The sequence below is a fragment of the Winogradskyella sp. A2 genome, from assembly GCF_046762865.1.
In the GTDB taxonomy this organism is placed as follows: Bacteria; Bacteroidota; Bacteroidia; order Flavobacteriales; family Flavobacteriaceae; genus Winogradskyella.
Genome location: NZ_JBKQXM010000003.1, coordinates 542,259 through 561,711 on the forward strand (window position 1 = coordinate 542,259; position 19,453 = coordinate 561,711).

The 19,453-nt window shown below is 33.8% G+C and carries 20 protein-coding genes and 1 tRNA gene; 9 read left to right on the forward strand and 12 right to left on the reverse strand.

Going from position 1 to position 19,453, the window contains the following annotated elements:
- Nucleotides 1–12: 12 nt before the first annotated feature.
- The 5 genes from prmA to ACFWV9_RS08450 all read right to left on the reverse strand — a co-directional run bounded on the left by prmA (nt 13) and on the right by ACFWV9_RS08450 (nt 4,425).
- Complete coding sequence (prmA, locus tag ACFWV9_RS08430; protein WP_411894762.1) at nt 13–849, reverse strand: 50S ribosomal protein L11 methyltransferase; 837 nt, start codon at nt 847–849, stop codon at nt 13–15.
- A gap of 2 nt (nt 850–851) precedes the next feature.
- Nucleotides 852–1,601 carry a triose-phosphate isomerase gene (tpiA, locus tag ACFWV9_RS08435; protein WP_411894763.1) on the reverse strand — a complete coding sequence of 250 codons (750 nt, stop codon included), beginning with the start codon at nt 1,599–1,601 and terminating at the stop codon, nt 852–854.
- Between the two features lie 89 nt (nt 1,602–1,690).
- On the reverse strand, nt 1,691–2,767 hold the full coding sequence (locus ACFWV9_RS08440; protein WP_411894764.1) for an ABC transporter permease: 1,077 nt from the start codon (nt 2,765–2,767) through the stop codon (nt 1,691–1,693).
- Nucleotides 2,768–2,769: 2 nt separating this feature from the next.
- A complete protein-coding gene (locus ACFWV9_RS08445) occupies nt 2,770–3,864 on the reverse strand; it encodes a BT_3928 family protein (RefSeq protein ID WP_411894765.1) in 1,095 nt (364 codons plus the stop codon).
- Between the two features lie 15 nt (nt 3,865–3,879).
- Nucleotides 3,880–4,425 (reverse strand): DUF1599 domain-containing protein, encoded by a 546-nt coding sequence (locus tag ACFWV9_RS08450; protein WP_411894766.1) that lies wholly within the window; start codon nt 4,423–4,425, stop codon nt 3,880–3,882.
- A gap of 189 nt (nt 4,426–4,614) precedes the next feature.
- On the opposite strand from ACFWV9_RS08450, the gene folP reads away from it, so the two are divergent.
- The 5 genes from folP to ACFWV9_RS08475 are packed head-to-tail and all read left to right on the forward strand — an operon-like array spanning nt 4,615 to nt 8,529.
- Nucleotides 4,615–5,442, forward strand: a complete 828-nt coding sequence (gene folP / locus ACFWV9_RS08455) for a dihydropteroate synthase (protein WP_411894767.1) — start codon at nt 4,615–4,617, stop codon at nt 5,440–5,442.
- On the forward strand, nt 5,443–6,099 hold the full coding sequence (locus tag ACFWV9_RS08460; RefSeq protein WP_411894768.1) for a hypothetical protein: 657 nt from the start codon (nt 5,443–5,445) through the stop codon (nt 6,097–6,099).
- Between the two features lie 32 nt (nt 6,100–6,131).
- Entirely contained in the window at nt 6,132–6,914 is a 783-nt protein-coding gene (cdaA, locus tag ACFWV9_RS08465; protein WP_411894769.1) for a diadenylate cyclase CdaA, read from the forward strand.
- Nucleotides 6,914–7,720, forward strand: a complete 807-nt coding sequence (locus ACFWV9_RS08470) for a DUF3667 domain-containing protein (RefSeq protein ID WP_411894770.1) — start codon at nt 6,914–6,916, stop codon at nt 7,718–7,720. The genes cdaA and ACFWV9_RS08470 overlap by 1 nt, the downstream gene beginning before the upstream one ends.
- A gap of 2 nt (nt 7,721–7,722) precedes the next feature.
- Complete coding sequence (locus ACFWV9_RS08475; protein WP_411894771.1) at nt 7,723–8,529, forward strand: DUF3667 domain-containing protein; 807 nt, start codon at nt 7,723–7,725, stop codon at nt 8,527–8,529.
- Here ACFWV9_RS08475 and ACFWV9_RS08480 read toward each other — a convergent pair.
- Complete coding sequence (locus ACFWV9_RS08480; protein ID WP_411894772.1) at nt 8,526–10,295, reverse strand: ABC transporter ATP-binding protein; 1,770 nt, start codon at nt 10,293–10,295, stop codon at nt 8,526–8,528. The genes ACFWV9_RS08475 and ACFWV9_RS08480 overlap by 4 nt on opposite strands.
- A 1-nt stretch (nt 10,296) precedes the next feature.
- Nucleotides 10,297–11,064, reverse strand: coding sequence for a tRNA pseudouridine(38-40) synthase TruA (gene truA / locus ACFWV9_RS08485; RefSeq protein WP_411894773.1), 768 nt, complete (start codon nt 11,062–11,064; stop codon nt 10,297–10,299).
- 73 nt (nt 11,065–11,137) lie between these two features.
- Here truA and ACFWV9_RS08490 point away from each other — a divergent pair, with 73 nt between their 5' ends.
- Complete coding sequence (locus tag ACFWV9_RS08490) at nt 11,138–11,629, forward strand: metallophosphoesterase family protein (protein ID WP_411894774.1); 492 nt, start codon at nt 11,138–11,140, stop codon at nt 11,627–11,629.
- 64 nt (nt 11,630–11,693) lie between these two features.
- On the opposite strand, the gene ACFWV9_RS08495 is transcribed toward ACFWV9_RS08490, so the two are convergent.
- Nucleotides 11,694–12,104 carry a DUF4293 domain-containing protein gene (locus ACFWV9_RS08495; RefSeq protein WP_411894775.1) on the reverse strand — a complete coding sequence of 137 codons (411 nt, stop codon included), beginning with the start codon at nt 12,102–12,104 and terminating at the stop codon, nt 11,694–11,696.
- A 220-nt stretch (nt 12,105–12,324) separates the two neighbouring features.
- On the opposite strand from ACFWV9_RS08495, the gene rho reads away from it, so the two are divergent.
- Nucleotides 12,325–13,956 carry a transcription termination factor Rho gene (gene rho, locus ACFWV9_RS08500; protein WP_411894776.1) on the forward strand — a complete coding sequence of 544 codons (1,632 nt, stop codon included), beginning with the start codon at nt 12,325–12,327 and terminating at the stop codon, nt 13,954–13,956.
- 135 nt (nt 13,957–14,091) lie between these two features.
- On the opposite strand, the gene rpsT is transcribed toward rho, so the two are convergent.
- From rpsT to proS, 3 genes are all read right to left on the reverse strand, one after another.
- The gene (gene rpsT / locus ACFWV9_RS08505) at nt 14,092–14,343 is read right to left on the reverse strand and encodes a 30S ribosomal protein S20 (protein WP_411894777.1); all 252 of its coding nucleotides are present in this window, start codon (nt 14,341–14,343) and stop codon (nt 14,092–14,094) included.
- Nucleotides 14,344–14,366: 23 nt separating this feature from the next.
- Nucleotides 14,367–14,438 (reverse strand) — tRNA-Glu (locus ACFWV9_RS08510).
- Nucleotides 14,439–14,545: 107 nt separating this feature from the next.
- Nucleotides 14,546–16,024 carry a proline--tRNA ligase gene (proS, locus tag ACFWV9_RS08515; protein ID WP_411894778.1) on the reverse strand — a complete coding sequence of 493 codons (1,479 nt, stop codon included), beginning with the start codon at nt 16,022–16,024 and terminating at the stop codon, nt 14,546–14,548.
- 100 nt (nt 16,025–16,124) lie between these two features.
- Between proS and ACFWV9_RS08520 the strand changes: the two genes are divergently transcribed.
- Together ACFWV9_RS08520 and ACFWV9_RS08525 are read left to right on the forward strand one after the other, a co-directional pair.
- Nucleotides 16,125–17,201, forward strand: a complete 1,077-nt coding sequence (locus ACFWV9_RS08520; RefSeq protein WP_411894779.1) for a hypothetical protein — start codon at nt 16,125–16,127, stop codon at nt 17,199–17,201.
- A 40-nt stretch (nt 17,202–17,241) separates the two neighbouring features.
- Complete coding sequence (locus ACFWV9_RS08525) at nt 17,242–18,762, forward strand: OmpP1/FadL family transporter (protein WP_411894780.1); 1,521 nt, start codon at nt 17,242–17,244, stop codon at nt 18,760–18,762.
- 70 nt (nt 18,763–18,832) lie between these two features.
- On the opposite strand, the gene ACFWV9_RS08530 is transcribed toward ACFWV9_RS08525, so the two are convergent.
- Nucleotides 18,833–19,453: T9SS type B sorting domain-containing protein (locus ACFWV9_RS08530; protein ID WP_411894781.1), on the reverse strand; the 621-nt coding region annotated here is incomplete at its 5' end.

The following is a 19,453-nucleotide window of genomic DNA, read 5'->3' on the forward strand; positions in this document are numbered from 1 at the left end:
GTTAAATATTATTCAATTATTGAATTTTACTGCAACCCACTCATTTCTCAATATTTTATCCTGAAATGTAAGATTACTCACTTCACATTTCTGAATAATCAACTCTAAGTCATTTTTATAAAACCCACTTAAATAAAGTGCCCCATTTTGATTAAGGTGGTCAGCATAAGCAGGAATATCATTTAGTAAAATATTTCTATTAATATTTGCTATAATCACATCATACTTCTGGTCAACAAGAATTGATACATCACCTTCATAAACAGAAATATGTTCGCAACTATTACGTTCTATATTTTCTAAACTATTAATATAACACCAATTATCAATGTCTATAGCATCAAGCTGATTGGCACCCACTTTTTCGGCAAGAATCGCAAGAACTCCTGTACCACAGCCCATATCTAAAACAGATTTTCCTTTAAAGTCATTCTTAAGGATGTGCTGAATCATCATATGTGTAGTTTCATGATGACCTGTACCAAAACTCATTTTGGGTTCTATGACAATATCATATTTGGTATTTGATTTCTCATGAAATGGTGCTCTTACCGTTACTAAATCATCTACCACAATAGGTTTAAAACTCTTTTCCCATTCTGCATTCCAATTGGTTTGTTCAATTTCATTGAACTCGTATGTAATAACAAATTCCTTAGAGCTTAGAACATTAACCTCTTCGAGTATAAAAGCATTCCATTCGTCTTTTTGAATATAAGCGGTTACACCTTCATCGTTTTCAACAAAGCTTTCGAAACCTGCATAACCTAATTCTGCTATGAGTATCTCAGTTGCTGGCTGTAAAGGACTTAACTTAAAATCATATCCTATATAAGTCGGAGCAGACACTGCTAAAACGCATTAACTATAGCAAAAAAGTCTTCAGCTTTTAAAGACGCTCCACCAATTAAACCACCATCTACATCTGGTTTAGAAAAAATTTCTTTAGCATTATTAGGTTTTACACTTCCTCCATATAATATGGAAACTGAATCAGCTACTCCTTGTCCATATTTACTTGCTAGCGTCGCACGTATAAATGCGTGCATATCTTGGGCCTGCTCTGGCGTGGCAGTCTCTCCTGTACCTATAGCCCAAACAGGTTCATACGCCAATACGATACTTTTAAATGAATCAGCATCTAAATGAAATAAAGCATTTTTTATTTGACTTTCTACCACTGATTCTTCGTTACCAGCTTTACGATCTGCAAGCTCTTCTCCAAAGCAAAATATCATGTTCATATTATTCGCAAGACCTGTATCAATTTTTTTTGCTAATGCTTCGTCAGTTTCATTAAAATAAGCACGTCTTTCACTATGTCCAAGTATTACAGTTTGTATGCCCATGCTCTTAAGCATTCCTGCGCTTATTTCTCCAGTATAAGCACCATTTTCTGCAAAGTGCATATTTTGGGCAATAACTTCAATATCATGTTGTCTTGTAGCCTCAAATGCATGCCATAAATTAGTAAAGGTTGGTGCAATCATCACCTCTGCATTTGACGTTTTAGATTGTTTCTTTAATTCTACAATTAACGATTCTGTTTGTATAAGGCCATTGTTCATTTTCCAATTACCTGCAACTATTTGTTTTCTCATGATACTATGAATTGAATTTTACTTTGATTCTGTAGTACAAAAATAAGGTATTAATGAAGAAACACACTTGATAAGTGTAATGTAATTACCTAATATAATTTCACTCTTGGATCTAACCAAGCATATATTATATCTACCAATATATTAATGGTAATAAAAACAATTGCTATAACAAGTACAGCTCCCATTATAACTGGTAAATCTAAAGTATTTAATGCATTAACAATTTCTTTACCCAAACCATTCCAGCCAAAAATATATTCGACGAAAACGGCACCAGCCAACATAGAAGCAAACCAACCAGAAATTGCAGTTACAACAGGATTTAAAGCATTTTTTACAGCATGGTTTTTTATTACCTGAAATTCACTTAGTCCTTTTGCCCTTGCTGTTCTAATAAAGTCTTGCCCCAATACATCTAGCAATGAATTTCGCATTAGCTGAATAACCACAGCTAATGGACGAATTCCTAGAACTATTGCAGGTAGGATGAGATTTTTCCATTGAATAGTCATTTTTTCACCAAAATCATCGAGCTCATAAAGACTCCCTGTCATTTCTAAATTTGTGTATTCGTGAAGTACATAACCAAATAACCAAGCAAATAATATTGCACTGAAAAATGAAGGCACACTCATACCTAAAGTACTTAATACTTGGATTGCTTTATCTATCCAAGTATCCTTAAATAATGCCGAAACAACGCCAAAAATTATACCTAAAATAATAGCAATTATTATTGCTGACAAAGCTAAAACGAATGTATTCGGAATAGTTTCTCCAATAACCTGAGTAACTTTTTTGCCTTGTTTGGTGAATGATTCTCTTAAATATGGAGCTTTTAATACCGTAGTTATACTACCAATAGTCCACAGCTCGGTCGCAGTATATTTATTTGGACCTAAATAAGTATAATCTTCAGAATTATTAGAATGAAACGAAATCGGAGATAAATCATTGAGATAATACAAGTATTGCTTACCCAATGGTTTATCAAAACCATATTTTTTCTTCACAGCTTCAACTTGCTCAGCAGTTTGGTTTTGTCCTAGCATCATTTTAGCAGGATCACCTGGTAAAATAGTAAACAAAAAGAAAATTACAGTAATAACACCTATTAAGGTGATGAATGCATAAAGTAATTTATTTAAAAGATATTTTATCAAACTTAAAGTTCTATGTCCTCAATATCATTCCAATGTGCTTTGTTTACAACTGTTCCCTTATTTAAAATAACAACACCTGGATTAGCGCGTACAATTGTTTTAATCACCTTTTCATCACAAAGGAAAAAGTCAAAATCGAGATTGAATTCAGTTTTAACTTTCAGTTTTTCAGCATCACCAGAAGACGTTAAACCAATAACTGTATAACCTTCATTTATTGCTTTATCGGTAAAGCCTTTTAATTTTACCACGCCATCTTCTTCCGATGAAGAAATATTATACATAGCAACAATTAGTAGCTTTTCTTTTTCTAAAAAATATGCCGTTAAATCTTCATCTTGAGATTCAATAGAGAAATCTTGAATTGGTGGTATATATCCTTCGTCTATAGTTTTTGTTTCAACACCAACATATTCTCCATCTACAGTTGGATAGCTTCCGTTTGTCACAAACTCTTGTTCTTCACCATTTACACTAAACGTCCATGTATATTCTAAAATTGGTTTTGGTGCATCTTCAGGAATTACCATTTGCTCTTGAATATTTTTTCCGATCGCATATGCTCTAAAGTCAATGGAAGGCAAATGCATTAAAACATGATATCCAAACCAAAGTGAAACTATAAAACTAAGCAGAGCGACTACAGTATTGGGTAATGATTTAAAAATTGGTTTAATATGTTTTAAACCATACACTAGTATTAGTATAAAAATGAGAAGAATAACATCTTTGGTAAAGCTTTCCCAAGGTGTCAACTTAAGGGCATCACCAAAGCATCCACAATCTTTCACTTTATCAAAATATGCCGAATAAAAAGTTAGAAACGTAAAAAACACGATCATAGCCAACAAGCTGTAAACCGTAAATTTTGGTTTATATCCAATTAGAAGAAAAACACCGAGTACCACCTCAAATACAACCACAAAAACAGAAAATAATAATGCGTAAGGAATCAGAAACTCGAGGTTTAAAACGTCTGCACCAAAATATTCCTGTAGTTTGTAGGAAAAGCCTAATGGGTCGTTAAGTTTAATAAAACCAGAAATGATAAATAAAACACCAACAAATATCCTACTAAGATGTACTAGAAATTTCATAAATACTATTTATTATTAAGACTTGGATTCTCCAAGATGTATCATGGCAAAGACAGCATAGTTTATCATATCTTGATAGTTAGCATCAATACCTTCACTAACAAGAGTTTTCCCAGCATTATCTTCAATCTGTTTAACTCTTAATAGCTTTTGTAAAATCAAATCTGTTAACGAACTTACGCGCATATCTCGCCAAGCCTCGCCATAATCATGATTTTTATCTAACATCAATTGCTTGGTTAAACCTATTTTTTCATCATATAATGCTACAGCTTCGGAAGTCTCTAAATCTGGTTGTTCTACAACACCTTTATCCAATTGTATTAAGGCCATTATACAATAATTAATAATACCAATAAACTCGCTCACTTCACCTTCATCAACCTTTCTAACAGCATTCTGTTGTAGACTTCTAATACGCTGAGCCTTGATAAAAATCTGGTCGGTTAAAGAAGGTAGTCTTAAAATACGCCAAGCACTACCATAATCGCTCATCTTATTGGTAAAAAGGGTTCTGCATTTTTCTATTACAGCATCGTATTGTTTGCCTGTGTCTTGCATTAGTTTAATATTAACTTCTTGTAAACTCAGTTACAAATTATTGGGATTAATAGACTGTTAGTAAATATGCCTAATTGACGTCTACATTAATCTCGATTATCGAGTAAAATTTCCGTAAATTTCGCATAAATAAATTAGAAGTTCAAAGTTTGACCTTTAAAGTTTTAAGCTAAGTTTTTAAAAGTTGTTATGACCATAAATTGCAAGGGCAAGTTGATAGAATTAAGCTCACCAAAAGTGATGGGTATTCTTAATGTTACACCAGATTCATTCTATGATGGTGGTAAATATAAAAACGAGTCTGATATACTAAATCAGGTTGAGTCAATACTAGAGTATGGTGCTACATTTATCGATATTGGCGGTTATAGCTCAAGACCAGATGCAGAAGATGTGAGTATCCAAAAAGAAACGGAAAGGGTTGTCCCAGTTATTGAATTGATCATAAAACATTTTCCTGAAACATTGATCTCTGTTGATACTTTTAGAAGTGAGGTTGCTAAGAAAAGTATAGAAGCAGGTGGTGCTTTAGTCAATGATATCTCAGCAGGACATCTCGACAAGAACATGCTAGCAACAATTGGAAAATTGCAAGTGCCTTACATAATGATGCATATGCGAGGTAATCCTAAAACAATGCAACAACAAACACATTATGATGATTTGGTTAAGGAAATTAACTTTTATTTTGCTGAGTGTATTGTTAGCGCTCATGCAGAAAAAATAAACGATATCATTATAGATCCAGGATTTGGCTTTGCAAAAACGTTAGAACAAAACTTTGAGTTACTAAACAAAATGGAGCTACTTCAAATTATTGGCAAACCTGTATTAGCTGGTGTGTCTCGTAAATCCATGATTTATAAAACCTTGAATACTTCTAGTGATAACGCACTCAATGGAACTACCGCACTCAATATGGTTGCTCTTCAAAAAGGTGCTAAAATTTTACGTGTACATGATGTAAAAGAAGCCATGGAATGTGTGGCATTGTATAATCAATTAACTTCAAATTAAATGAAGCAACATTATTTATACCTTCTCTTGACTTTCTTTTTTGTGAATTGTACTAATGAGCGTGTTCTCCTATTGCCAGAAATCGACAATGCAGAGGTCACTGAAGTCTTAGATGTATCTCCTGCCTATATATTTTATGACGAAAGCAAACCAGATTCAACTCTATTAAATAGAAAAAATTTAATCAGCACTACTAATTGGTTGGTTAATGTTGACAAAAGACTATCGTTAAGACAAGTCATTCCACACATCAAATTTTTACAAGATAAAAAACGAAATGCCCAAATGCATAAAAATGAAAATGCCAAAAATTACTTTACATGTAATGACACTAGTATGAGTAATTTAGGGTTTATTGAATTTACTGATGTATACTTTTTTACTGAGAAAAGCGACTCAAATAAATCAGAAAATATATGTTACATGACCATTAATAATCTAAACGATATATCTTTTTCAACATCTTTAGATTTAAATATTTCGTTGTCGAGAGAGAATTTCGAAAATGCAATGGTTACCATACAGAAAGAATATGGTGGCACGATTAAAATAGTTTATCTATTAAATAGCGATATGAGTTTTCAAAATTACATTACCTTAAAAAACACATTATTGCCCTTTAAAGATAGAATCTCTAATAACGAATTCATTTATTAATTAAATTCTTAAATTAGCAAAAAGCACAAACCTTGAACGATTTACAACTTTGGGATTTTAGATTTATTGATTTTGTAGATGTCTTTCTTGTTGCTATACTTCTTTATTATATCTACAAACTGGTTAAAGGCACGGTTGCCGTCAATATATTTATAGGTATTTTGGTTATTTATCTAGCTTGGCGCTTAACAGATTACCTTCAGATGCACATGCTTTACAGCATTTTCGATGGGTTTATGAAGGTTGGTATTATCGCTCTAATTGTTGTGTTTCAGCCAGAAATCAGGAAATTTCTTTTGCTCGTAGGTTCCACCAAAATTGGAGGTAAAAAGAGCATTTTTAAAAATTTTAAATTTCTAAAAAATGATGATCAGACTACTACGGATGTAGATGCCGTTATCAATGCTTGTAGCAAAATGGGAGCTTCAAATACTGGTGCCTTGATCGTAATTGAGCGAAACAATAACTTGGATTTCTTAACAACTACAGGTGACGAAATGAACATATTAGTTTCACAACCTATAATCGAAAGTATATTCTTTAAAAATAGCCCATTACATGATGGTGCTATTATTATTGATAAAAATGTGGTTAAGGCCACCAGAGTAATTCTACCAGTTAACAATGAAAAAAACATCCCTGCACGCTTTGGATTAAGACATAGAGCTGCAATAGGTATTACTGAAAAAACGGATGCGATCGCCATTGCAGTTAGTGAAGAAACCGGACAAATCTCTTATATAAAAAATGGAGAATTTGTAATGTATAAAGACACTCACGATCTGATTGAAAAAATAAAGAAAGACTTAGCCTAGTGCAATGTAAAAATTGTCATACTACGATTGAAGCTAATCAGAACTTCTGTTTTGAATGTGGAGCAAGAACTATACGTAACCGATTAAGACCTATGGTCTTAATAAAACAAATAAACGAGCAATTTTTATCAATAGACAATAAATTCCTAAAGACATTTATTGATCTTTTTAAAAAACCCGAAGAGGTTATAAATGGATACATTGATGGCACCAGAAAAAAGTATATTGATGTTCTACAGTATTTCGCAATAGCCTTAACCCTTGTTGGGATACAAGTTTTTCTGATGGATTCGTTTTTTACTGAAGAATTAAATTCTTCATTCGAAACTTTAAAATCATTAGAGTCAAATAGTAATTCTAAAAACAATCCTTTTAATATCAATCTAGAAAGTTTTGATGACATTAATAGATATCAGAGTTTACTGTATGTACTAACAATTCCAATTTATGCCTTAGCAAGTTGGTTGGTTAATTTTATTATCAAACCAAATTTCAATTATAATTTCACAGAGCATATGGTACTAAACATCTACTATTATGCTCAAGTAATTATTATTACAGCCTTATTGAGTATTATTTTCTTGTGTTTTGGTTTAGATTATTTAGTAATATCAGGTGTTGTATCATTACTCATATTCATTTATCATTTTTACACATTAAAAAAGGTATTCAAACTTGATTTGTGGAATGGTATTGCGTTCTATTTATTAGTAATGGTGGTATTTGGTTTAATTGGATTTGTGATTGCAATAATACTTCTATTAATTGCATTCTTTTTTGGATTCTTTGATGCTATTAAAAAATAATTATGAATTGTAAAAACTGTAATACCGAACTTTTGGAAAATGACGACTACTGCAGATCATGTGGTGGACGCGTTATCAGAAATAGACTGACTATTCGCAACCTTTTTGAGCATTTAAGTGAAACCTTTTTTAATTATGACAATAAACTATTAAGGACTATTGTTGATCTATTTAGAAAACCAGATGAAGTAATTGTAGGTTATATCGATGGTGTTAGGAAAAAATACGTCAACCCAGTAAGTTTATTTGGTTTAGCTCTTACAATTACTGGACTTTACATGATAGTAATCAACAAATTTTTTCCAGAAATGATTGACTTTTCATATATGGCAGTTGAAGGACAAGAAGAGTTTCAGAGGAGAAATATGCAATTAGTGCAAGAGTATCAGTCTTTAATCGTAATGCTCTATGTTCCTATCTATGCACTTATGGCAAGACTCGTATTTTTTGACAAAAAACGTTTTAATATTACTGAACTTTTAGTAGTCTTTATGTACATACAAGCACATATTTCTATAATTAGTGCAGCTATAACTATTGCTATTGGGATAATAGGTTATTCAAGTGGAACCATTAGTATGTTCATCTTACCATTAATGATATTATATACGGCTTATGCTTTGAAGCGAATCTACAAACTTTCCTTTTTTGATATCATAGTCCGAACATTACTTTTTTTAGTTGTTTTAGCAATTTCTCTTGTAATTTTCACGGTTCTTCTGTTTGCATTTATGTATTTCACTGGAGATCTCCAAGAAATGATAGAGGCTCAAAAAGCTGCAGAGGAAGCTGCTAAAAGTGGCGGTTAAATAGCTTCTGCCTTTAAAAACTGAACTTCATATAAGTTCTTATAATATCCATTTTCCTTTTTGAGTAAGGATTTATGAGTACCCATTTCTACAATTTGCCCAGCATCCATTACAATGATTTTATCAGCTTGCTGTATCGTGGCCAGTCTATGGGCTATAATAATTGATGTTCTACCCGAAGTAATTTTATCCGTTGCGTCCTGTATCAGTTGTTCAGAATAAGAATCAACTGAAGATGTTGCCTCATCTAAAATTAAAATACTTGGATTTGTAACATAAGCTCTCAAAAATGAGATTAACTGGCGCTGACCTGAAGAGAGCATTACACCACGTTCCTTAACATTATAATGATATCCTTCTGGGAGGCTAGAAATAAACTCATGGATACCAATAGCTTTTGCCGCAGTTATAACATCTTCCTCTGTAATGTATTCGTTATTAAGGGTAATATTGTTAAGAATGGTATCTGCAAATAAAAAGACATCTTGTAATACAATTGCAATTTGATTTCGCAACGAATTTAATGTCATTTCCTTAATATCAATACCATCTATTTTTATCGCACCAGAATCAATTTCATAAAAACGGTTTAGAAGATTTATAATGGTAGACTTTCCTGCGCCTGTTGCTCCTACAATTGCGACGGTCTCACCTGCATTAACATTAAACGAAACACCTTTCAAAACTTCTTCATCCTCGATATAAGAAAATCTAACATCAGCAAATTCTAAGTCTCCTTTAAAATGATTGGCTATTTGGGTTCCTGTATCATCTATATTAGAATCCGTATCCAATACTTTGAAAACACGATCTGCAGCCACCATACCCATCTGCAACGTATTAAACTTGTTAGCTATTTGATATAATGGTCTAAAGAGCATTGGTATAAACATGGTGAATGAAATAAGATCACCTAATGTAGTTCCAGGCATTGTCCTTACAACACCATAACCACCAATCAAAATAACTAATGCCATAGTGACTGAGGATACAAATTCCGCCACCGGAAAAAATATTGAATTGTACCACACTGTCTTTAGCCATCCTTTTTTATGGCGCTCATTTATAGCTTTAAACTTTTTATATTCTATGGTTTCACGAGTAAAAAGTTGGACTATTTTCATTCCTGTTACACGCTCCTGAACAAATGAATTTAAATTGGAAACCTCCGTACGTACATCCTCAAACGCACGCTTCATGTATTTTTGAAATATCTTCGTTGCAAAAACTATAATCGGCATAGCAACAAATACTATGAGGCTTAACTTAAGGTTTATGAATGCCATAAAAGCGGCAACAACAGCCATCTTTAAAATATCACTAAATATCATAAACAAGCCTTGACCAAAAATATCAGCAATTCGCTCCATATCAGTCACAGCACGAGTAATCAAAACACCAACAGAAGATTTATCAAAATAGGTCATTTTAAATTTAAGCATATGCTTAAAAAGTTTCACTCTAATATCCCTCACAACGGTTTGACCCAACCAACTTGCGTAATAAATAAATAGTAATTGAGAAATAACTTCAAATATTAATAATGCTAACATTACTAGCATATATATCACAAATCCATCATATTCCTTATTAGCTATTTTAACATCAATTGCTTCTTTTAACACATATGGTCTGAAGGCACCAAAAATTGCTAATCCAATAACACAAGCAAGTGAAATGACAAATACAGTACGATAAGGTCTTATGTACTGCAGTAAACGTTTAAATAACGAAACATCAAATATTTTCTTTCCTTCTTCTGCCATTTTATGCCGTAACTAAATCGATATCTGTTTTAAAAATATGTTCAGGATATTTTATATCTACTAAACATAATCCTTGTGCTGGTACTGAGTAACCAGCTTCACTCCTATCCTTTGAAGCGATTATATTATGTAACTCATTTGGTTTTATTTTCCCAAGACCAATATTAACCATAGTACCAACAATAGCTCTTACCATATTTCTCAAAAATCTATCTGCGGTAATCACAAAGAGAAGTTCATTATTGTTCTTTTGCCAAAATGCTTCTTTAATATCACAATTATAAGTCTTTACATCTGTATTTGACTTAGAAAAGCATTGAAAATCTTTATACTTAAATAAGATCTTACAAGCTTGGTTCATTGCATTAACATCTAAAGACTTTTGCAATTGGTATGATAAATCAAAATTAAATGCGTTTTTCTCTGTTGATATCTTATAATGGTACGTTCTTCTCTTGGCGTCAAAACGTGCGTGTGCATCAGTTTTTACCATTAATAAATTGGCTATAGCTATATCCTTAGGTAAAAATGAGTTTAATTTAAAAACTAAGTCTTTACACTTTATATCTCTATCATAATCAAAATGCGCATACATTTTGGACGCATGGACACCAGTATCAGTTCTACCTGCTCCAACAATTGAAATTGTTGTATTCAACAAGGTACTTAGAGCTTTCTCTATTACCTCTTGAACAGTAATTGCATTGGGTTGATTTTGCCAGCCATGATAAGCCTTGCCATTGTATGATAATTCTAAAAAATATCTCAAAAGAATACCTATTTTTGCTATATCATCAACAAAGATAAACAGATTTAGTAGTTATAATCACAATATTATCTTAATGCAAAAGATACTCCTACTCTCAGATACCCATGGCTACATAGACGATAACATAATTAAACATGTTAAGCAAGCTGATGAAGTATGGCATGCTGGTGATATTGGTGACTTACAGGTTACAGATACCATTAAAACCCTGAAACCTCTTAGAGCTGTATATGGAAACATTGATGATGCTAAAGCAAGAACAGAATTTCCATTACACAATAAGTTTAAATGCGAAGAATTAGATATTTGGATAACACATATTGGAGGTTATCCTCCTAAATACAATAATAGAATAAGAGAAGAATTAAATAATCATCCACCAGATATTTTCATTTGCGGACACTCTCACATACTTAAGGTAATGCCAGACAAAAAATTGAATTTATTGCATATGAACCCAGGTGCTATAGGCAAACATGGATTACATAAGGCAAGAACAATGTTAAGATTTACAATTGATGGTCGTGACATCAATAATCTGGAAATTATTGAATATAATAGATAGAAAATGAAAAACCCAGACGACAGCGTCTAGGTTTTTCGCACTAATACTACTAAGATTTTAGGTTCTATCGTAATCTATCTACAGATTTTACAAGATCTTCATCCTTTTTAATAGCCTTGTTAGCCAAGGCTAAACACACAATAGAAAAAACAGGAAGAAGAATCCCAATACCTTTCTCAGAAACGTTAGTTTCTCCAGATAAATTTAGAGACTGAGTTACAAAGATTCCTAGTAAAATAAAGTTTAATATTATATTAAGTCGACCCAAAACAAACTGAGTCTTTCTATTCTTAAAACTAAAAATCGAAATTAAAGATAATAAAGCAGAACCAATAAATAAGCCTAAAAACAAATAATTATCTAGAGCAAACACCTTCGCACCTTCATTATTTGTCCATAAGTGAAATACAAAAATAAGGCCTGCAGAAACCACGGCTGCAAGAATTAAATATAGTGTCTGTATTCTCTGAATCATATCTTTTATTGAAAAAGCTTTGCAAAATTAGTAGTTTATTTTTTAAAAAGATAGAATTTGTTTTAAAATAAAATTGTATTATTGCAATAGAAAGTAAAGATAGAAACAGATATCGCTTTCCAATCTTCCGAATTAATTTCACTTTTTTTCTTTTTAATTTCATTTAGAAAATTTTGAGTTAATAATATCGAAACTATAATACATTATATTACATATACGAATGTTTGAAATTTCCCAGTTAAAAGCTAAGAAGCTACCTGAATTACAGGATATAGCGAAACAACTAAACGTACCCAAATTTAGAAGTTTAAAAAAATTAGACTTGGTTTATCAAATTTTAGATTACCAAGCGGCCAACCCTACAGCAGTGAAAGAAAAAGTTGATGTTAAGGCAAGTTCTGATTCAAAACAAACCAATCAGAGACCACAACGTAGTAGAGTACAAAAACAGCCTCAAGACAACAAAAGTCAACAAAGTTCTAGTAAGAATCCTAAGCAACAAGACGATAAAAAATCTCAAGACGAGAGAAAACCTCAGGACAATAAACAAAACAATCAACAGGATCACAAGGGCAGAAACAGAAATGAGGATAAGTCTAAAGATCGTAATGACGACAAGAAGAGATCTAGCAATGATAATAGACAACATCGTTCTAAAGATCAAAACCGCAATAACAATTCTAAAAACAATGGCAATAAAGATAACAGAAATCGTTATCGTGAACCTGATTTTGAATTTGATGCTATTATTGAAAGTGAAGGTGTCTTAGACATTATGCAAGATGGTTATGGTTTTTTGAGATCTTCAGATTATAACTACCTAACTTCACCAGATGATATTTACGTATCACAATCTCAAATAAGATTGTTTGGTTTAAAAACGGGTGATACAGTTCTTGGTCATGTTAGACCTCCTAAAGAAGGTGAAAAATATTTTCCTTTAATTAAGGTGAGTAAAATTAATGGCCAAAACCCACAAGTAGTTAGAGATCGTGTCGCTTTTGAACATTTAACACCATTATTTCCTCAAGAAAAGTTTAACATAGCCGAACGTCAATCTACGATATCTACGAGAATTATGGATTTGTTCTCACCAATTGGTAAGGGACAGCGTGGTATGATTGTTTCACAACCTAAAACAGGTAAAACAATGTTACTTAAGGATGTTGCAAATGCCATTGCAGCAAATCATCCTGAAGTATACCAAATGATTTTACTGATCGATGAACGTCCTGAAGAGGTTACTGATATGCAACGTAATGTACGTGGTGAAGTAATCGCATCGACCTTTGACAAGGAAGCACATGAACATGTGAAGATTGCCAACATTGTTTTAGAAAAAGCTAAACGCTTAGTAGAGTGTGGACACGATGTAGTTATTTTGTTAGACTCAATAACAAGATTAGCACGTGCTTATAATACAGTGCAACCTGCATCTGGTAAAATACTATCTGGTGGTGTAGATGCAAACGCATTGCATAAACCGAAACGATTCTTTGGTGCTGCAAGGAATATTGAAAATGGAGGATCATTAACAATTATTGCAACAGCATTAACTGAAACTGGATCTAAAATGGACGAAGTTATCTTTGAAGAGTTTAAAGGTACTGGTAATATGGAATTACAATTGGATAGAAAAATTTCTAACAGACGTATATTCCCTGCTATTGACTTGACTAGTTCTAGTACCAGAAGAGATGATTTATTATTAGATGATAATACAATTCAAAGAATGTGGGTAATGAGAAAATACCTCGCAGATATGAACCCTGTTGAAGCAATGGAATTTATTAACGACCGCTTTAAACAAACTAGAAATAACGAAGAGTTCCTAATCTCAATGAACGGTTAGATAATTCTTCATTTAATTATAAAATTAAACCTCAAGAATATTCTTGAGGTTTTTTATTTCACTTATTTCTAGTAAATCCAAGAAATAAAAAAGCCTTTCAATATGAAAGGCTTTTTTATTTAATTGTCAATCCGATTACAATGCAGCAACGTGTTTTGTCAAATTGCTTTTTATGTTTCCTGCTTTGTTAGCGTGGATTATATTTTTCTTAGCTAATTTATCAATCATACTGATTACTGAAGGTAACACTTTCTGAGCTTCTTTTGCATCAGTGATTTCACGTAACTTTTTAATTGCATTACGTGTAGTCTTGTGCTGATATCTATTTAGCACTCTTCTTTTTTCGTTACTTCTTATTCTTTTTAAAGCTGACTTATGATTTGCCATTTTATTTTTCTTATTAAAAGTTGTAGCCCGTAGGGGAATCGAACCCCTCTTACCAGGATGAAAACCTGGCGTCCTAGCCGATAGACGAACGGGCCATTTAGTTACTTCATAATTAAATGAACCAACAATGTTTCCATTGCGGATGCAAAAATACAACTATTTTTAAATGTTGCAACTACTAATAAATATTTTTTGATATTTTTTAATATGCCTTTGCGAATAGGACACGCTGTTGAGACGGTTTTCCACTATAAACACAGGCTCCCTCCTCCTCTTTATTGTCTATTGGAATGCATCTTATAGTGGCTTTAGTTAGCTCCTTTATTTTCTGTTCTGTCTCTGAAGAGCCATCCCAATGGGCAGATATGAAACCTGTTTTATTCTCTAAAACTTTCTTGAAAGTTTCAAAATCATCAACTTCTGTTATATGAGAATCTCTAAATTCTAATGCTTTATTGAATAGATTCTCCTGGATTTCTTCTAATAAATCTTCTACAACTATTGATAACCTATCTAAAATTATAGTTTGTTTTGTTAAATTATCTCGTCTTGCGAGCTCCACGGTTTCATCTTCCAAATCTTTAGGACCAATAGCAATTCGTAGCGGAACACCTTGCAATTCGTGCTGTGCAAACTTTGCGCCTGGCCTTAAGGTATCTCTCTTGTCAAATTTTACAGAAATCCGTCTCTCTTTAAGATCATCAATAATTTGATTTGAAAGTTCTGCTATTTTTTCAAATTGCTCATCATTTCTGTATATAGGTACAATAACTACCTGATATGGTGCTAAATTTGGAGGTAAAACAAGTCCTTTGTCGTCACTATGTGTCATTATTAATGCACCCATTAATCGTGTTGAAACTCCCCAAGAGGTAGCCCAAACATAATCTTGTTTTCCTTCTCTATTTGTAAATTTTACGTCAAAAGCTTTGGCAAAATTTTGTCCTAAAAAGTGCGATGTACCTGCTTGTAAGGCTTTACCGTCTTGCATAAGTGCCTCAATACACATTGTCTCTTCTGCACCTGCAAATCTTTCACTTTCAGTTTTTAACCCTTGTATTACTGGTATTGCCATGAAATTTTCTGCAAATGTTGCATATACATTATTAATAAGTTTAGTCTCTTTCCAAGCTTCTTCTTTTGTCGCATGTGCAGTATGTCCTTCTTGCCATAAAAACTCTGCTGTTCTTAAAAATAACCTAGTACGCATTTCCCATCGAACAACATTTGCCCATTGATTAACCAATATTGGTAAATCCCTATAAGATTGAATCCACCCCTTATAAGTATTCCAAATAATAGCTTCACTTGTTGGTCGCACCACTAACTCTTCTTCCAACTTGGCTTCTGGGTCTACTCTTAATTTTCCCTTATTATCAGGATCGTTCTGTAATCTATAATGAGTAACAACTGCACATTCCTTAGCAAAACCTTCAGCATTCTTTTCTTCAGCCTCAAATAAACTCTTAGGTACAAAAAGTGGAAAATATGCATTCTGATGATCCGTTTCTTTAAACATTCTATCTAGTTCAGCCTGCATTTTCTCCCATATAGCATAGCCATAAGGTTTAATCACCATACAACCTCTTACTGCCGAATTCTCAGCTAAATCAGCTTTTACGACCAATTCATTGTACCATTTCGAATAATCCTCAGCTCTACTCGTAAGATTTTTACTCATTTTCAGTGTTTTGGCACAGATATTGTGCTTATGTTAAATAAAAAAATAGTTCAGCAAAACTAACTATTTTTGCTATGTTCAACAATAAAATAAAAGAGATATGCAATTTAAAACCATTACAAGCCAAAAATTGCCATTTTTTGTTGCTCTCGGTTTAATGACCGTTTTAACATCATGTGGTTCTTACCAGTATGTAGGATATGACAACGATGGTATATATTCTACAAGTGAAAATAATAAAGAAGTTGCTGTTGAACAGCCAGTTGCTACTACGTCAACTGAAGAATCAAATTACTACAAAAACTATTTTGCAGAAAACAAAGCTCAACTTGACGCATATCAATCAGAGGATGAAATATTTACTGATGTTGATTCTTACTCTAGTGACTATGTTGAAAGAGCCCAAGACACTTTAGAACAAAGACAACCTTACGGTGGCTGGGGTCAAGATAATAGTACAGTTACTATCAATGTTATTGATAATGGCTTTTGGGGCTGGAATGACCCTTGGTTATGGGGTCCTGGATGGGGATGGAATAGCTGGGCTTGGGGTTCTCCTTATGGCTGGGGCTGGAATCGCTGGGGTTACCCATACGGATATGGCTGGAACGCAGGATGGGGTTGGAATGTTGGTTACGGCTGGGGCTGGGCTGGTTATGGCTGGGGCTGGGGTCCAGGATGGAATAACTGGGGCTATTATAATGGATACTATGGCAACCCTAACAGATATGCCTTTAACTCAGGTAGAAGAGGCTCATCCTTATATGACAGAAACTTAAATGGTCTAAGCAGTAGAAGTAATGCCGCTGTTTCGCGTAGAAATTATTCTACAAGTAGGCTCTCTAACGCCGCTACAAATACTAGAAGAGTCAGAACATCTGGTAATTCTGTTAGTAGATCAAATAATGGAATGAGATCTAGTAATGGTACTAGAGTGACTAGACCAAGTAGAACAATGAGAAATTCTAATTCTACTAGTACAAGAACTAACTCATCTTCAAGAAGCACGCGATCTTCAGGAACAATGAGATCTTCAGGAAGCTCAAGATCATCTGGAAGCGTGAGATCATCTGGTGGATCTAGATCGAGATCTTCAGGCAGTGTGAGATCTTCTGGAGGATCTTCAAGATCTTCTGGTGGCTCAAGATCTGGTGGCTCAAGAAGAGGAAGAGGTTAAAATTAGAATTAATTCCGAATTATTTAATAATTAAGAACTTATGAAAAAACTACTTATGCTCAGCATAGGCTTAATAAGCACGTCTTTAATCTTAGCTCAAGATATAACTGATGCCGTAAGATATTCAATGGATGAAATACAAGGAACTGCCAGGTTCAGAGCCATGAGTGGCGCTTTTGGAGCACTAGGTGGAGATATGTCTAGTATTAATATAAACCCTGCAGGTTCGGCTATCTTCAATAATAGTCACGCATCTCTTACATTAGGCTATTTTGATGAAAATAGTGATGTCACTTATTTCAATTCAACAAGAAATGCGTCTAACTCAAACTTTGATTTAAATCAACTTGGGGCAGCATTTGTTTTTAGAAACATGAATGCTAATTCCCCTTGGAAGAAATTTTCAATGAGTATGGCTTACGATAGGTCTGCAGATTATGATAGAGATTGGTTTGCAAGTGGTGTTAATCCAACTACTAGCATTGGCGAATATTTTTATTCTTATGCAGATGGACTTAGATTAGATGAAATATCAGCATTCCCAGGAGAAACTATTTCTGAAGCATATAATGACATTGGCTCAATTTATGGATTTGGACATCAACAAGCATTCCTAGGATTTGAAGGTTTCATTATAGATCCTGTTCAAGATACAGTTGACAACACGCAATACATCCGTAATATAAACGGAACTAATTTTAATCAGCAATATTCATTTGCAAGTAGGGGTTATAATGGAAAACTAGCTTTTAATTTAGCCAGTAGTTATGAAGACAAACTATTTCTAGGATTAAATCTTAATGCACATTTTATTAACTACGAAAGAAGCACATTTCTACGGGAATCAAATTCAAATACATCATCAACCGTTAGTCAAGTAGATTTTGAAAATAATCTTTTAACAACAGGTAGTGGATTCTCATTTCAACTCGGTGGAATTGCTAAATTAACTGAAGAATTTAGAATTGGTCTATCTTATAATTCACCTACATGGTTTAGAATTTCTGAAGAAACATCACAATACTTAGCATCGACACGATTAGAGAACGGTTCTAACATTGATCAAATTATAAATCCAAATGTTATAAATGTTTTTCCAGAATACAAATTACAAACTCCTGGTAAAATCACAGGTAGTTTAGCTTACGTTTTTGGAGGACAAGGATTATTAAGTTTCGATTATTCAATAAAAGACTACGCAAATGCTGAATTTAGACCAACATCTGATATCTTTTTCTCAGGATTGAATAATGACATTAGTAATGCTTTAGATACTGCAACATCTTATAGAATTGGTGGTGAATACCGTCACAAACAATTTAGTTTTAGAAGTGGCTATAGATTTGAAGAAAGTCCTTATAGAGATGACACCTTCTTTGGTGATTTAACAGGATATTCTCTTGGTCTAGGTTATAGTTTTGGTAATATAAGTGCTGATGTAGCTTTTAGCCAATCTGAAAGAGATATCAATTACCAATTATACAATGTTGGATTAACGGATTCAGCTTTTATTCAATCTCGTTTTACTGATGTAATTCTTACGTTAGCATTCAATATATAAATTGAAGAAAATATTTAAAAAAACAAAAGCCTGAACAATTGTTCAGGCTTTATTTATTCTATTTCGATAACTATCGTTTCAAGGTAAAATGGGCATTGAGTTCCTTTCTCTGGTTCGTCACGGGCTCGTCGTACTCCACCACGAACCAGTAATCGCTGCTCGGCATGCTGTTCCCGTTGTAGGTCCCGTCCCATCCGGATCCCGTTGGGCTGATCTGCTTCAGGAGCTTGCCGTAGCGGTCAAATATATAAATTTTTGCCGTACCGCCAATCCCGGCGATGTTCCACGTGTCGTGGTTGCCGTCACCGTTAGGCGTAAAGTACAGCGGGTAGTCGATTACGAATACCGGTTCGGTGGCCGTGCCGCAACCGTTCCTGTCCCTGGCCGTCACCTCGTGCTGGCCCGGTGACACGCCACTGAACGTGCCGCTGTCCTGCCAAGGGCCGCCGTCAAAGCTGTACTCGTACTCCCCTGGCCCGCTGGCCGTTGCTTCTATAACGTGGTTTTCTGCAAAAGCTTGTGTTACCAGTTCAACTACCAGGCTCGGAGGCTCGCTCTCAACCACTTCCGTGGTGTCCGTATTGGTGCAGCCCGTCACCGTGGACGTACTTGTGTCGGTTACCGTTACGCTGTAGCTGCCGCCCTGCTGCGGCATAAGGCTAGGGCCCGTAGCACCAGGTATGACCGTACC

Coding starts and splice junctions, on each gene's coding strand:
- folP (WP_411894767.1), top strand. CDS start 4,615: ATGACCATAAATTGCAAGGGCAAGTTGATAGAATTAAGCTCACCAAAA.
- ACFWV9_RS08495 (WP_411894775.1), bottom strand. CDS start 12,104: ATGATTCAGAGAATACAGACACTATATTTAATTCTTGCAGCCGTGGTT.
- tpiA (WP_411894763.1), bottom strand. CDS start 1,601: ATGAGAAAACAAATAGTTGCAGGTAATTGGAAAATGAACAATGGCCTT.
- proS (WP_411894778.1), bottom strand. CDS start 16,024: ATGAGTAAAAATCTTACGAGTAGAGCTGAGGATTATTCGAAATGGTAC.
- ACFWV9_RS08525 (WP_411894780.1), top strand. CDS start 17,242: ATGAAAAAACTACTTATGCTCAGCATAGGCTTAATAAGCACGTCTTTA.
- rpsT (WP_411894777.1), bottom strand. CDS start 14,343: ATGGCAAATCATAAGTCAGCTTTAAAAAGAATAAGAAGTAACGAAAAA.
- ACFWV9_RS08480 (WP_411894772.1), bottom strand. CDS start 10,295: ATGGCAGAAGAAGGAAAGAAAATATTTGATGTTTCGTTATTTAAACGT.
- ACFWV9_RS08520 (WP_411894779.1), top strand. CDS start 16,125: ATGCAATTTAAAACCATTACAAGCCAAAAATTGCCATTTTTTGTTGCT.
- ACFWV9_RS08490 (WP_411894774.1), top strand. CDS start 11,138: ATGCAAAAGATACTCCTACTCTCAGATACCCATGGCTACATAGACGAT.
- rho (WP_411894776.1), top strand. CDS start 12,325: ATGTTTGAAATTTCCCAGTTAAAAGCTAAGAAGCTACCTGAATTACAG.
- ACFWV9_RS08450 (WP_411894766.1), bottom strand. CDS start 4,425: ATGCAAGACACAGGCAAACAATACGATGCTGTAATAGAAAAATGCAGA.
- ACFWV9_RS08445 (WP_411894765.1), bottom strand. CDS start 3,864: ATGAAATTTCTAGTACATCTTAGTAGGATATTTGTTGGTGTTTTATTT.
- ACFWV9_RS08475 (WP_411894771.1), top strand. CDS start 7,723: ATGAATTGTAAAAACTGTAATACCGAACTTTTGGAAAATGACGACTAC.
- ACFWV9_RS08460 (WP_411894768.1), top strand. CDS start 5,443: ATGAAGCAACATTATTTATACCTTCTCTTGACTTTCTTTTTTGTGAAT.